Here is a 15,406-nt window from a genome sequence, read left to right on the forward strand (position 1 = left end):
ACCGGCGAATCCTGGTGACCGCCCCTTATCATTCTTCGCAGAGCCAACGCGATGCCGATGAACTCTGATCCACACCGGCGAATCCTGGTGACCGCCCCTTATCATTCTTCGCAGAGCCAACGCGATGCCGATGAACTCTGACCCACACCGGCGAATCCTGGTGACCGCCCCTTATCATTCTTCGCAGAGCCAACGCGATGCCGATGAACTCTGATCCACACCGGCGAATCCTGGTGACCGCCCTTCACCCTTATTCGCAGAGTCAACGTGATGCTGATGAGCTTTAGCCTTAGCCAGCTGATCCTGATCAGTGCCGCCTACCTGCTGGTGCTGTTCGGCGTCGCCTGGGTCAGCGAACACGGCCTGATCCCACGCGCGATCATCCGCCACCCGCTGACCTACACCCTGTCGCTCGGCGTGTATGCCAGCGCCTGGGCCTTCTATGGCACCGTGGGCCTGGCCTATCAGTACGGCTACGGTTTTCTCGCCAGCTACCTCGGGGTGTCCGGGGCCTTTCTGCTGGCGCCGGTGTTGCTCTATCCGATCCTGCGCATTACCCGTACCTACCAGTTGTCGTCGCTGGCCGACCTGTTCGCCTTTCGCTTTCGCAGCACCTGGGCCGGCGCCCTGACCACCGTGTTCATGCTGATCGGCGTGCTGCCCTTGCTCGCCCTGCAGTTCCAGGCGGTGGCCGACTCGATCGGCATTCTCACCCGCGAGCCGGTGAAGGAGCGGGTGGCGCTGGCCTACTGCGGGCTGATCATCCTGTTCACCATCCTGTTCGGCGCCCGCCATATCGCCACCCGCGAGAAACACGAAGGCCTGGTATTCGCCATCGCCTTCGAGTCGGTGGTCAAGCTGACCGCCGTCGGCATCATCGGCATCTATGCGTTGTACGGCGTGTTCGATGGCCCGCAGGACCTGGAGCGCTGGCTGGTGCAGAACCAGACCGCCCTGGCCAACCTGCATACGCCGCTGCAGGAAGGTCCCTGGCGCACCTTGCTGCTGGTGTTCTTCGCCTCGGCCATCGTCATGCCGCACATGTACCACATGACCTTTACCGAAAACCTCAACCCGCGGGCAATGGTCAGCGCCAGTTGGGGCCTGCCATTGTTCCTGCTGTTGATGAGCCTGGCGGTGCCCTTGATTCTCTGGGCCGGCCTCAAGCTGGGCGTCACCACCAACCCGGAGTACTTCACTCTCGGCCTGGGCATCGCGGTCAACAGCCAGACCCTGGCGCTGATCGCCTATGTCGGCGGCCTCTCGGCGTCCAGCGGCCTGATCATCGTCACCACCCTGGCGCTGTCCGGCATGGTGCTCAACCATGTGGTGTTGCCGCTCTATCAGCCCCCCACCGAAGGCAATATCTATCGCTGGTTGAAGTGGACCCGGCGCGCGCTGATCTTCGCCATCATCATGGCCGGTTACGGCTTCTATCTGCTGCTGGGTGCCGAACATAATCTGGCCAACCTGGGCATCGTCGCCTTCGTCGCCACCCTGCAGTTCCTCCCCGGCGTGCTCTCGGTGCTGTACTGGCCGACAGCCAACCGCCGCGGTTATATCGCCGGCTTGCTGGCAGGCATCGGCGTCTGGACAGTGGGCATGCTGCTGCCGATGCTCGGCAACCTGCAAGGCTTCTACATCCCCGCATTCAACCTGATCTACGTGCTGGACGACAGCAGCTGGCACCTGGCGGCCATTGCCTCGCTGGCGGCCAACGTGCTGGTGTTCACCCTGGTCTCGCTGTTCACCGAGGCCAGCCCTGAGGAGAAGAGTGCCGCCGAAGCCTGCGCCGTGGATAACGTGCGGCGCCCGCAACGGCGCGAACTGCTGGCCCAGTCTCCACAAGAATTCGCCACCCAACTGGCCAAACCGCTCGGCGCCAAGACCGCCCAGCGCGAGGTCGAGCAGGCCCTGCGCGACCTGCACCTGCCCTTCGACGAAAGCCGCCCCTATGCCCTGCGCCGCCTGCGCGACCGCCTCGAGGCCAACCTCTCCGGCTTGATGGGGCCGAGCGTGGCCCAGGACATCGCCGAGACCTTTCTGCCTTACAAGGCCGGCAGCGAAACCTTCGTCACCGAAGACATCCACTTCATCGAGAACCGCCTGGAGGATTACCATTCGCGCCTCACCGGCCTGGCCGCGGAACTCGACGCGTTGCGCCGCTACCACCGCCAGACCCTGCAGGAGCTGCCGATGGGCGTCTGCTCGCTGGCCAAGGATCAGGAGATCCTGATGTGGAACAAGGCCATGGAGGAGCTGACCGAGATTCCGGCGCACCGCATCGTCGGCTCACGCCTGTCGTCGCTCGGCGAACCCTGGCGCGAACTGCTGCAGCACTTCATCGAATTGCCCGACCAGCACTTGCACAAACAGCGCCTGGGCCTGGACGGCCAGACCCGCTGGCTCAACCTGCACAAGGCGGCCATCGACGAACCGCTGACACCGGGTAACAGCGGCCTGGTGCTGCTGGTCGAAGACCTCACCGAAACCCAGTACCTGGAAGACAAGCTGGTGCATTCCGAACGCCTGGCCAGCATCGGCCGCCTGGCGGCCGGAGTCGCCCACGAGATCGGTAACCCGATCACCGGCATTGCCTGCCTGGCGCAGAACCTGCGTGAGGAACGCGAAGGCGACGGCGAGCTGACCGAGATCAGCGGACAGATCCTCGAGCAGACCAAGCGGGTCTCGCGCATCCTCCAGTCGTTGATGAGCTTCGCCCATTCGGGCGGCCATCAACAGGCCGACGAGCCGGTGTGCCTGGCGCAGGTGGCGCAGGAGGCCATCGGCCTGCTGTCACTCAATAGACGCAGCGTCGAAGTGGAATTCTTCAATCTGTGCGACGCCGATCACTGGGTTGACGGCGACCCGCAGCGCCTCGCCCAGGTACTGATCAACCTGCTGTCCAACGCCCGCGACGCCTCGCCACCCGGCGCCGCGATCCGGGTCAGAACCGAAGCCAGCGAGCACACCGTCGACCTGATCGTGGAAGATGAAGGCAGCGGCATCCCCAAGGCGATCATCGACCGTTTGTTCGAACCTTTCTTCACCACCAAAGACCCAGGAAAAGGCACCGGACTCGGCCTCGCGCTGGTCTATTCCATCGTGGAAGAGCATTATGGACAAATAATAATCGACAGCCCGGTTGACCCCGAGCACCAACGCGGCACCCGCATCCGGGTGACGCTGCCGCGGCATGTCGAAGCGACGTCCAAAGCGAATTGAACCAGCGACCTGAGACCGTCGAGAGACCGAATTAATGCCCCATATTTTGATCGTCGAAGACGAAACCATTATCCGCTCTGCCCTGCGCCGCCTGCTCGAGCGCAACCAGTACCAGGTCAGCGAAGCCGGCTCGGTACAGGAAGCGCAAGAACGCTTCAGCATCCCAGGTTTCGACCTGATCGTCAGCGACCTGCGTCTGCCCGGTGCACCGGGCACCGAGTTGATCAAACTCGCCCAGGGCAAGCCGGTGCTGATCATGACCAGCTACGCCAGCCTGCGCTCTGCCGTCGACTCGATGAAGATGGGCGCGGTCGACTACATCGCCAAACCCTTCGACCATGACGAGATGCTTCAGGCCGTGGCGCGCATCCTGCGCGATCGCCAAGAGGCCAGGCAGGCGCCGAGTACACCCGCCAGCGCCACTACCGGGCGCAGCAGCGAAAAACCCGTCGACAACTGCAATGGCGCGATCGGCATCATCGGCTCCTGCCCGTCCATGCTGGAGCTGTACAGCAAGATCCGCAAAGTCGCACCGACCGACTCCAACGTGCTGATCCAGGGCGAATCCGGCACCGGCAAGGAACTGGTCGCGCGCGCCCTGCACAACCTGTCCAAGCGAGCCAAGGCACCGCTGATTTCGGTGAACTGCGCAGCCATCCCGGAAAGCCTGATCGAGTCCGAGCTGTTCGGTCACGAGAAAGGCGCCTTCACCGGCGCCAGTGCCGGCCGTGCCGGCCTGGTCGAAGCGGCCGATGGTGGCACCTTGTTCCTCGATGAAATCGGCGAGCTGCCGCTAGAGGCCCAGGCCCGCCTGCTGCGCGTACTGCAGGAAGGCGAGATTCGCCGGGTCGGCTCGGTGCAGTCGCAAAAAGTCGATGTACGCCTGATCGCAGCGACCCACCGCGACCTCAAGAGCCTGGCCAAGGTCGCCCAGTTCCGTGAAGACCTTTATTATCGCCTGCATGTCATCGCCCTGAAACTCCCGGCGTTGCGCGAGCGCGGCAGTGACGTCAGTGAAATCGCCCACTCCTTCCTCAAACGTCAATGCACACGCATGGGCCGCGATGACTTGCATTTCGCCCCGGACGCCGAACAGGCCATTCGTCATTACACCTGGCCGGGCAACGTGCGCGAACTGGAGAACGCCATCGAACGCGCAGTCATCCTCTGCGAAGGTACAGCTATCTCAGCCGAGCTGCTGGGTATCGATATCGAGCTGAACGATCTGGATGACGAGGACTTCCCCGGCCTGCCTACACAGGCCAGCAGCACGAGCCTGGAGCCTACCGAGGATCTTTCACTGGAAGACTATTTCCAGCACTTCGTCCTCGAACATCAGGATCACATGACCGAAACCGAACTGGCGCGCAAACTCGGCATCAGCCGCAAATGCCTGTGGGAGCGCCGTCAGCGTCTGGGTATTCCACGGCGCAAGACCGGCGCGACCGCCGACTAGCAGGCCAACCCCGGAGCGGTCGAGAAACAACACTCCCACCTACTGCGACCGCGTCCAAACGCCCTACGCTCCGACCAATTACCCAGCGCAATCCGCGACCCGGTGGCTGTCGCTCGCCGCAGCAGTGCACCGTGAGTAATCAGCACGGCACAAAAGCTGGCGGGTTGTCGCTGCGCTCCACATCCTGCAATAACGCTGCGGCCGCCAACCGTAGGATGCGGGCCGCGTAGGCTTGAGCGAAGCGATACCCATGCCATGGCGTTGAGCCCTGCGATACCCATCACAACGATGGGCGGCCAAGCAACAAGCCCGGCGGTTATGCACCGATCGATGGGTATCGCTACGCTCAACCGCGCCACGCTCATCTACAAAAGCCCGATAGCGCTACGCCGACATTACCTTGAGCAGTCCACGAGCCGAAGGCTATCGCTCCTGCGCGAGAATGACCGCAGCGCGCTTTCGCCGAGCAGCCGGCCAAAACGAGGTGACAGGGTAGCGAGCGCAAGACTCTCCTCGCTGTTACCGTTTCAACACCTCGTAACAAAGACCGGGGCTTATGGTAACGAACACATGCCTTTTCCATACCAAACGCCCACCCAGAATTGCTCGCAAGCCTTTGTTTTAAAAGGATTCACTAAAACTGGCACGGCTAATGCTTTATTACTTGGACAACAACAATAACAAGCACTGAGCAGATAATAAAAACAAGACGTACCGACTCCAGCACAACAAAAACAACACCGCGGAGGCGCAGCTAACTGATTCTTTTGGAAAGGAATTGCCCTTGGGGCTTGCCCCACAACCAGACAGAGAACAACAAAACTGCCCCGAGGCAGATCCCGTACTGGTTGGGTTACAACATGGCAGCGTCAGCATCCAAAGCAATCCGTTTGCTATTGACTCCTGGCTTGGGAGTATTTCAGAAAGTCGTTGACTTGATGAAACGGGCAACTCAACAAAAACAACAAGCCCGGCATAATAATAAAAACAAAGCACGTACCTACTTGGGGGGGAGCTTCGGCTCCCCCAGTAGCTTCTGCAAATCACCTCTCTCCCGTTGCTTCCTACACCATCTCCCGACTCAATGCTAGAATCCGCGCCATTCCAGTGGTCAGCGTTTATCCTGGCCTGTCATTTCGTCAAACAGTGCATCCCATGCTGAAAAAGCTGTTCAAGTCTTTCCGTTCCCCGCTGCGCCGTGGCAAGCACCCGCACAGCACCCCCGAAGTGCTGAGCAGTAGCCAGCACCCGATCAACCGCGGGGAAATCAGCCGTTACGCCACCAGCGTGGTCGAACGCCTGCAACACGCCGGCTACCAGGCCTATCTGGTTGGCGGTTGCGTGCGCGACCTGCTGCTCGATATCGACCCCAAGGATTTCGACGTTGCCACCAGCGCCACACCGGAGCAGGTGCGTGCCGAGTTTCGCAACGCCCGGGTCATTGGCCGCCGCTTCAAGCTGGTGCATGTGCACTTCGGCCGCGAGATCATCGAAGTCGCCACCTTCCGCGCCAATCACCCCGAGGGCGACGAGGAAGAGAACAGCAACCTGTCTTCGCGCAACGAAAGCGGGCGCATCCTGCGCGACAACGTCTACGGCAGCCTGGAAGACGACGCCCAGCGCCGCGATTTCACCATCAATGCGCTGTATTACGACCCGAGCACCGAACGCATTCTCGATTACGCCAATGGCGTGCACGACATTCGCAATCATCTGATCCGTCTGATCGGCGACCCGACCCAACGTTATCAGGAAGACCCGGTACGCATGCTGCGCGCGGTGCGCTTCGCCGCCAAGCTGGACTTCGATATCGAGAAGCACAGCGCCGCGCCCATCTACAAGCTGGCGCCGATGCTGCGGGAAATTCCGTCGGCACGCCTGTTCGAAGAAGTGCTCAAGCTGTTCCTCGCCGGTTACGCCGAGTTCACCTACGAACTGCTGGTCGACTACGGCTTGTTCGGCGAACTGTTCCCGGCCAGCGCCGCGGCGCTCAAGGCCAACCCGGACTACACCGACAGCCTGATCCGCAACGCCTTGATCAGCACCGACCTGCGCATTCAGCAGAAGAAAACCGTGACCCCGGCTTTCCTCTTCGCCGCCATGCTCTGGCCCGCCTTGCCGGCACGCGTAATCAAGCTGCAGGACCGTGGCATGCCGGCGATCCCGGCGATGCAGGAAGCGGCCCAGGAACTGATCAACGAGCAGTGTCAACGGATTGCCATTCCCAAGCGGTTCACCATGCCGATCCGCGAAATCTGGGACATGCAGGAGCGCCTGCCGCGACGCAGCGGCAAGCGCTCCGACCTGCTGCTGGAAAACCCGCGCTTTCGCGCCGGTTACGACTTCCTCCTGCTGCGCGAGAGCGCCGGCGAAGAGACTGGCGGCCTCGGCGACTGGTGGACGGAGTATCAGGACGCCAGCGACAGTGAAAGGCGCGGCATGATTCGCGACCTCAGCAGCCAGGACGACAGCAGCGGTGCACCGCGCAAACGGCGGCGTAGCGGCAGCAAGCGCAAACGTGCGCCAGGTGCCGACGGCATCGCCAAACCTGCTGCCAGCGAATAATGCAGCGGGTGTATCTCGGCCTCGGCAGCAACCTTGCCGAGCCGCTCGCGCAACTGCGCGGTGCCCTCACGGCGCTGGCCGCGCTACCGCACTCGCAGCTAGTCGGCACCTCCTCGTTCTATATCAGCGACCCGCTCGGCCCGGCCGATCAGCCGCGCTATGTCAACGCCGTGGCGACGCTGGATACCGCCCTGGAACCTCTGCAACTGCTCGATGCCTTGCAAGCTATCGAGCTGAACCAGGGCCGTGAGCGCAAGGCCGAACGTTGGGGGCCACGCACCCTGGATCTGGATATCCTGCTATTCGGCGACCTGATGTTGGACGACCCGCGCCTGCACGTGCCGCACTACCACATGCACGCCCGCGCCTTCGTCCTCTATCCACTGGCCGAACTGGCCCCCGACCTGCACCTGCCCGACGGTCGTGCCTTGACCGACCTGCTCGCCGCCTGCCCCTTCGAAGGCCTCGAGCGCCTGCCCGAGTAGGGTGCGCCATGCGCACCATCGGCCAGTTGCGTACACGAATAGCCCTGGCGCACTCAGGGGTAGCGACAGCCCCACCGACATGCGCTGCGGCATGGCATAGGGGCACGGGCTTACCCAAAGCTGACCGATGCCCGCAATTGCGCAGTGGAGCGGGCTCCCCGCCGCAAGCCCCAGCCTGGCATCTTGGCGGTAACGCCAGTAACAGACCGGTAACACCTGTAATTGACTTCGAGTCGCCCCATCAGGACTATAGGCGTCCCGTTGCCCCGCACCGGTGCAAACCGAGGCCAATGCAGGCCACTTTGAAGCAGCCGACCGCGAAGCAGATTGACTGCTTGCTGAACGCCTGAGTGAGGACGATTGCTATGCCTGACATTACCCTGACCACCCTGCAAAGCCTCAAGCAGAGCGGCGAGAAAATCGCCATGCTGACCTGCTACGACGCCACCTTCGCCCAGGCTGCCTGCCAGGCCGGGGTCGAGGTGCTGCTGGTCGGCGACTCCCTCGGCATGGTGTTGCAAGGTCACGACAGCACCCTGCCGGTCAATGTCGCCGACATGGCCTACCACACCGCGTGCGTGAAACGCGGCAACCAGGGCGCCCTGATCCTCGTCGACCTGCCCTTCATGGCCTATGCCACCAGCGAACAGACGCTGCACAACTGCGCGGCGCTGATGCAAGCCGGCGCGCACATGGTCAAGCTCGAGGGCGCGGCCTGGCTGGCCGAGCCGATCCGTCTGCTGGCCGAGCGCGGCGTACCGGTCTGCGCGCACCTGGGCCTGACCCCGCAGGCGGTGAATATCCTCGGTGGCTATAAGGTTCAGGGCCGCCAGGAAGCCCAGGCGCGACAGATGCGCGCCGACGCCATGGCCCTGGAACAAGCCGGCGCGACCATGCTGCTGCTGGAGTGCGTTCCCAGCGAACTGGCTGCGGAAATCAGCCAGGCGGTGAAGATCCCAGTCATCGGCATAGGCGCAGGCAGCGCCACCGACGGCCAGGTGCTGGTGCTGCACGACATACTTGGCTTGTCCCTGAGCGGTCGCATGCCCAAATTCGTGAAGAACTTCATGGCCGGGCAAAGCAGCATCCAGAACGCGCTCAGCGCCTACGTCAAGGCAGTCAAAGACGGCAGTTTCCCTGCAACCGAACACGGATTCTCTGCATGAACACGGTTAAAACCATCCGCGAACTGCGTGCGGCCGTTGCCCTGGCCCGCGCCGAAGGCAAACAGATCGGTTTCGTCCCGACCATGGGCAACTTGCACGCCGGGCATGTTGCCCTGGTCGAGAAAGCCGTCCAGCGTGCCGATTTCGTGGTCGCCAGCATCTTCGTCAATCCGTTGCAGTTCGGCCCCAGCGAAGACCTTGGCAGCTACCCGCGCACCCTGGCCGCCGACCAGGAAAAGCTCCTCAATGCCGGTTGTCACCTGCTGTTCAATCCGGACGTGGACGAGATGTACCCCGACGGAATGGCCAGCCAGACCCGGGTCAGCGTGCAAGGTGTCTCCGAGGGCCTGTGCGGCGCCAGTCGTCCCGGCCATTTCGACGGTGTCGCCACCGTAGTGACCAAGCTGTTCAACCTGGTGCAACCCGACCTGGCCGTTTTCGGGCAGAAGGACTTCCAGCAACTGGCAGTGATTCGCACCCTGGTGCGTGACCTGAATATGCCGGTGCAGGTTATCGGCGAACCGACCATCCGTGCCGACGATGGTCTGGCGCTATCCTCGCGCAATGGTTACCTCAACGCCGAACAACGCGCCGTCGCACCCACCCTGTATCGCAGCCTGCAACAGATCGCCACTGCGCTTGGCGGCGGTGAGCACGACTTCGCCAAGCTGATCGAGACGGCCTGCCAGCAACAATTGGCCGCCGGCTTGCGCCCGGACTATCTGGAAATTCGCGAGTCGAACAGCCTGCGCCCGGCGACCGCCACGGATCGCCAGTTGGTGATTCTGGCCGCGGCCTTTCTCGGCAGCACCCGCCTGATCGACAACCTGACGCTCGACCTCGCCCCCTCGGCTTGATCGACGCGCACGTGAGCCTGCACCACGGCCAATGACACCGACGCGTGCGTCGGCATGCAGATGGGCAACCAGCGGCAGGCCGCACCGGTAATGCGCTTGCCTAACCCAGGCTCACGCCAGTTACACTGAGACCCGTTCTTGCCCGGCTTTGGGTTGTTTTTTTGGCCATGACCCGGCTAGCTGTTACATGGGCTGAAGCGCCTACAGACGGCGTATTCAGACTACTCAGCTATGGCAACAACCAATAGGTACACCGCCCCTTCATTGTCCTGGCGGCGATTCAGCAAAGACGGCTCAAGCACAAGGAAGCCACCGCATATGGCGTACTACCAGCACCCCCTCGATGTCACTGCCCTGCCCACCTGGAAAGCCCTCCAGGAACACCGCGCCAGCTTGCAGCGTTTCAGCATGCGCGAGGCGTTCAGCATGGACGCGCAGCGTTTCGACCGCCTCTCATTGAGCAGTTGCGGCCTGTTTCTCGACTACTCGAAAAACCTGATCACCCTCGAAACCCGCGACCTGCTGGTCAGCCTGGCCAAGGAATGCGGACTGGAACAGGCCGTTCGTGCGCAGTTCGACGGTGAGCCGATCAATGCCTCGGAAGCCCGTCCCGCCCTGCATACTGCGCTGCGCCGGCCGATCGGCGACCAGGTCATGGTCGATGGTGTCGACGTGATGCCCGAGGTGCAGCGCGTGCTGCACCAGATGACCGAACTGGTCGGGCAGGTCCACGACGGCCTGTGGCGTGGCTACACGGAAAAGCCGATCACCGACGTGGTCAACATCGGCATCGGTGGCTCCTTCCTCGGCCCGCAACTGGTCTCCGAAGCCCTGCTGCCCTTCGCCCAGCGCGGCGTGCGCTGCCATTACCTGGCCAATATCGATGGCAGCTCGTTCCATGAACTGGCCGCCAAGCTGCGCGCCGAAACCACCCTGTTCATCGTATCCTCGAAGTCTTTCAGCACCCTGGAAACCCTGAAGAACGCCCAGGCCGCACGCAGCTGGTACCTGGCCCAGGGGGGCAGCGAGGGCGAGCTGTATCGGCACTTTATTGCAGTGTCCAGCAACACCCAGGCGGCGGTAGCCTTCGGCATCCACGAAGAGAATGTGTTCCCGATGTGGGACTGGGTCGGCGGACGTTATTCGCTGTGGTCGGCCATCGGCCTGCCAATCGCCATGTCGATCGGCATGTCCAACTTCAAGGAGCTGCTGTCCGGTGCCTACAGCATGGACCAGCACTTCCTGACCGCCCCCTTCGAAAGCAACATGCCGGTGCTGCTGGCCCTGCTGGGCATCTGGTACGGCAACTTCTGGGGCGCGCAGAGCCAGGCGATCCTGCCGTACGACCATTACCTGCGCAATATCACCAAGCACCTGCAGCAACTGGACATGGAATCCAACGGCAAGAGCGTGCGCCAGGATGGCCAGCCGGTCACCTGCGCCACCGGCCCGGTAATCTGGGGCGGGGTCGGCTGCAACGGCCAGCATGCCTATCACCAGCTGCTGCACCAGGGCACCCAGCTGATCCCGGCGGACTTCATCGTCCCGGTGGTCAGTTACAACCCGGTGGCCGACCACCATCAATGGCTGTACGCCAACTGCCTGTCGCAGAGCCAGGCGCTGATGGTCGGCAAGACCCGCGAAGAGGCCGAAACCGAACTGCGCGCCCAGGGTCTGAGCGAGACTGAAGTGCAGCGCCTGGCGCCGCACAAGGTGATCCCCGGCAACCGGCCGAGCAACACCCTGGTGCTCGAACGCGTCAGCCCCCGTCGCCTGGGCGCCCTGGTGGCGATGTACGAGCACAAGGTGTTCGCCCAGAGTGCGATCTGGGGCATCAATGCCTTCGATCAGTGGGGCGTCGAACTGGGCAAGGAACTGGGCAAGAGCGTCTACTCGCGCATGGTCGGCGACGAGAAAAACGCCGCCGAAGACGGCTCGACCCAGGGCCTGATCGAGTTCTTCCGCGGTCGCCATCGCGGCTGAAGCATCGCCCACCCGCAACCCGGCCCTCTAGCCGGGTTGCTGCTTTCTGCGGATGGATTTCTGCCAACCAGTAGCCACCACAGCACAGGCCGTCGCCGCGGGATTGGCAGTACAGTCCATGCACCAACACTTGAACCCGGCGTTGGCTCGGGTGCTACCCTTATGCCTATCGCGGCACACAAAAATAAGGACCCGCCATGTTCGAGATCACCCGCCACCCTGTCACCGAGGCGATGCGTCAGCGCGCACACTTGAACGATGACGACTACCAGCGCCTGTACCGGCAATCCATCGAGCAACCGGACACCTTCTGGGCCGAGCAGGCCAAGGCTTTTCTAGACTGGTCCAAGCCCTGGGACAAGGTCTACAGCGGTGACCTGAAAAAGGGCCAGGTCAGTTGGTTCGAAGGCGCTCAACTGAATGTCAGCTACAACTGCATCGACCGGCATCTGCAACAGCGCGGCGAGCAGGTCGCCCTGATCTGGGAAGGAGACAACCCCGCCGAATCAGCCAACATCACCTACAACAAGCTGCACAGCCATGTCTGCCGCCTGGCCAACGCGCTGAAAAGCCGCGGGGTGAAAAAAGGCGACCGGGTGTGCATCTACATGCCGATGATCCCGGAAGCGACCTACGCCATGCTCGCCTGCGCGCGCATCGGCGCGGTGCATTCGGTGGTGTTCGGCGGCTTCTCCCCCGACGCCCTGCGCGACCGCATTCTCGATGCCGATTGCCGCACGGTGATCACCGCCGACGAAGGCGTACGCGGTGGCAAGTACGTGCCGCTCAAGGCCAACGTCGACAAGGCGCTACAGAGCTGCCCGAACGTCAGCACCGTGGTGGTGGTCGAGCGCACCCAGGGCGAAATCGACTGGGTGGAAGGCCGCGACATCTGGTACCACGAGGCACTGCAAACCGCCGACAGCGACTGCCCGCCGGAACCGATGGACGCCGAAGACCCGCTGTTCATCCTCTACACGTCGGGCAGCACCGGCAAACCCAAGGGCGTGCTGCACAGCACCGGCGGCTACCTGCTGATGGCTGCCATGACCCACAAATACGTGTTCGACTACCACGACGGCGACATCTATTGGTGCACCGCCGATGTCGGCTGGGTCACCGGCCACAGCTACATCGTCTACGGTCCGCTGGCCAACGGCGCCACCAGTCTGGTGTTCGAAGGCGTGCCCAACTACCCGGACGCCTCGCGCTTCTGGCAGGTGATCGACAAGCACCAGGTGAACATCTTCTACACCGCACCGACCGCCATCCGCGCCCTGATGCGCGAAGGCACGGGCCCGGTCGAGAAGACGTCCCGCAACAGCCTGCGCCTGCTCGGCTCGGTCGGCGAACCGATCAACCCGGAAGCCTGGGAATGGTACTACCACGTGGTCGGCGAGATGCGCTGCCCGATCGTCGACACCTGGTGGCAGACCGAGACAGGTGCCATCCTGATCACCCCGCTACCCGGCGCCACCGACCTCAAGCCGGGCTCGGCGACCCGCCCGTTCTTCGGCGTGCAACCGGTGCTGCTGGACGAACAGGGCCATGAAATCGACGGCCCCGGCAGCGGCGTGCTCGCCATCAAATCAAGCTGGCCAAGCCAGATCCGCAGCATCTACGGCGACCATCAACGCATGGTCGACACCTACTTCAAGCCCTACCCCGGCTATTACTTCACCGGCGACGGCGCGCGCCGCGACGAGGACGGCTACTACTGGATCACCGGCCGGGTCGACGACGTGATCAACGTCTCCGGGCATCGCATCGGCACCGCCGAGGTAGAAAGCGCCCTGGTGCTGCACGACGCGGTCGCCGAGGCAGCGGTGGTCGGCTACCCGCACGACATCAAGGGCCAAGGCATCTATGCCTTCGTCACGCCGATGAATGGCGTGGAGGTCAGCGAGGCACTGAAGCAGGAATTGCTGGCCCTGGTCGGCAAGGAAATCGGCAGTTTTGCCAAGCCGGAACTGATCCAATGGGCGCCGGGGCTGCCCAAGACCCGCTCGGGCAAGATAATGCGGCGCATCCTGCGCAAGATCGCCTGCAACGAACTGGACACGCTCGGCGACACCTCGACCCTGGCCGATCCGAGCGTGGTCGACAGCTTGGTCAGCCAGCGCCTGAACCAATAACGCCGTATCCATGTAGGCGCCAGGGGGACGCCTGATCTTTGCTGTGGTTCGGCATCCCGACGATCCTTGCAGATCAAAAGCGTCGCCAGCAAGAACGAGGCGTCCCCCTGGCGTCTAAAACCCTTCACCCGAGCCGCAGCACCCCATGGAATTTCTTCGCCGCCACATCGAAACCCAGGTATTCAGCCTCAGCGGCATCGCCCTCGGCCAGATCGACTTTGAAAACCCCAAGGGCGACCCCGGCCTGTTCGGCCCCGATTCGGTGAGTTGGCAGGTGCATGGCGACTTCACCAGTATGCTGATCGGCGGCATCAGCGCCCTGCTCCTGCAGGCATTGCATCCGCTGGCCCTGGCCGGGGTTTGGGATCACTCGAATTTTCGCCATGACCTGCTCGGACGCTTGCGCCGCACCGGCCAGTTCATCTCCGGCACCACCTTCGGCGCCCGCGCCGATGCCGACTGGCTGATCGACAAGGTCAAACGCATCCACCTGCAGGTGACCGGCACGGCATCGGATGGCCGCCCCTATGCGGCCAGCGACCCCGCACTGCTGACCTGGGTGCATGTGGCCGAGGTCCACAGCTTTCTCCAGGCCCACCTGCGCTACCGTAACCCGCGGCTGAGTGCTGCCGATCAGGATCGCTACTACGCCGAGATCGCCCTGGTGGCCGAGCGCCTCGGTGCCAGCCAGGTGCCGAGATCGCGCAGCGAAATCGCCGCCTACCTGAGTGCCATCCTCCCGCAGTTGCTGTGCGAACAACGCTCCCTGGAGATTCTGCGCATCCTGCGCAATGCCCCGACGCCCAGCGCACTCGCCGTGCCGGTGGCCAAACTGCTGACCCAGGCCGGCATTGACCTGCTGCCGGCCTGGGCGCAGAACATGCTCGAACAGCCCATCGGCCCAGTGCGCAGCCGAGTGATTCACGCCGGCGTACACGGTCTGGCCCCCGTGTTGCGCTGGGCCGTGCGCGATGGCGCCATCCACCGTGCGCGCAAACGCCTGGACCTGCCGCCCGCGTGAGGCCGCCTCGCGCCTGCAGCTGACCGGCCGGTTCGTACACTGGCCCACAACCAAGCCCCTGTGCAACCATAGCGCCCTTGCCACAACTCACCGCCCCCCACTTTCTTGAGGAACCCCATCATGCAAGAAGTCGTCATCGTCGCCGCCACCCGCACCGCCGTCGGCAGCTTCCAGGGTTCACTGGCAGGCATTGCCGCCCCCGAACTGGGCGCCGCGGTGATCCGCCGCCTGCTGGAACAAACCGGCCTGAACGGCGCCGAGGTCGACGAAGTGATCCTCGGCCAAGTGCTCACCGCAGGCAGCGGGCAGAATCCGGCCCGCCAGGCGGCGATCCTCGCCGGCCTGCCCCATGCGGTACCTGCACTGACCCTCAACAAGGTCTGCGGTTCGGGCCTCAAAGCCCTGCACCTGGGCGCCCAGGCGATCCGCTGCGGCGACGCCGAGGTGATCATCGCCGGCGGCATGGAAAACATGAGCCTGGCCCCCTACGTCATGCCCAAGGCCCGCACCGGC

At 63.3% G+C, this 15,406-nt stretch carries 10 protein-coding genes; all 10 read left to right on the plus strand.

Annotation, left to right across the window (positions count from 1 at the left end; all coding sequences use genetic code 11):
- Positions 1-270 precede the first annotated feature (270 nt).
- A complete protein-coding gene (locus tag R3355_RS23660; protein WP_318963572.1) occupies positions 271-3,225 on the plus strand; it encodes a sensor histidine kinase in 2,955 nt (984 codons plus the stop codon).
- Positions 3,226-3,259: 34 nt separating this feature from the next.
- Positions 3,260-4,681, plus strand: a complete 1,422-nt coding sequence (locus tag R3355_RS23665; protein WP_318963574.1) for a sigma-54 dependent transcriptional regulator — start codon at positions 3,260-3,262, stop codon at positions 4,679-4,681.
- A 1,155-nt stretch (positions 4,682-5,836) separates the two neighbouring features.
- Entirely contained in the window at positions 5,837-7,246 is a 1,410-nt protein-coding gene (locus tag R3355_RS23670) for a polynucleotide adenylyltransferase PcnB (RefSeq protein WP_318950202.1), read from the plus strand.
- Positions 7,246-7,731, plus strand: a complete 486-nt coding sequence (folK, locus tag R3355_RS23675; protein ID WP_318950204.1) for a 2-amino-4-hydroxy-6-hydroxymethyldihydropteridine diphosphokinase — start codon at positions 7,246-7,248, stop codon at positions 7,729-7,731. Before R3355_RS23670 ends, folK begins: the two co-directional genes overlap by 1 nt.
- A gap of 365 nt (positions 7,732-8,096) precedes the next feature.
- On the plus strand, positions 8,097-8,897 hold the full coding sequence (panB, locus tag R3355_RS23680) for a 3-methyl-2-oxobutanoate hydroxymethyltransferase (RefSeq protein ID WP_318963575.1): 801 nt from the start codon (positions 8,097-8,099) through the stop codon (positions 8,895-8,897).
- A complete protein-coding gene (gene panC, locus R3355_RS23685) occupies positions 8,894-9,754 on the plus strand; it encodes a pantoate--beta-alanine ligase (RefSeq protein ID WP_318963577.1) in 861 nt (286 codons plus the stop codon). The genes panB and panC overlap by 4 nt, the downstream gene beginning before the upstream one ends.
- 318 nt (positions 9,755-10,072) lie before the next feature.
- Positions 10,073-11,737 carry a glucose-6-phosphate isomerase gene (gene pgi / locus R3355_RS23690; RefSeq protein WP_318963579.1) on the plus strand — a complete coding sequence of 555 codons (1,665 nt, stop codon included), beginning with the start codon at positions 10,073-10,075 and terminating at the stop codon, positions 11,735-11,737.
- 197 nt (positions 11,738-11,934) lie between these two features.
- Entirely contained in the window at positions 11,935-13,872 is a 1,938-nt protein-coding gene (gene acs, locus R3355_RS23695; RefSeq protein WP_318963580.1) for an acetate--CoA ligase, read from the plus strand.
- A 145-nt stretch (positions 13,873-14,017) separates the two neighbouring features.
- On the plus strand, positions 14,018-14,893 hold the full coding sequence (locus R3355_RS23700; protein WP_318963581.1) for an oxygenase MpaB family protein: 876 nt from the start codon (positions 14,018-14,020) through the stop codon (positions 14,891-14,893).
- Between the two features lie 120 nt (positions 14,894-15,013).
- The coding region (locus R3355_RS23705) for a beta-ketoacyl synthase N-terminal-like domain-containing protein (protein ID WP_318963582.1) at positions 15,014-15,406 on the plus strand (393 nt) is incomplete at its 3' end.

Origin of the sequence: Pseudomonas sp. (genome assembly GCF_033723075.1) — a bacterium.
Lineage (GTDB): Bacteria > Pseudomonadota > Gammaproteobacteria > Pseudomonadales > Pseudomonadaceae > Aquipseudomonas.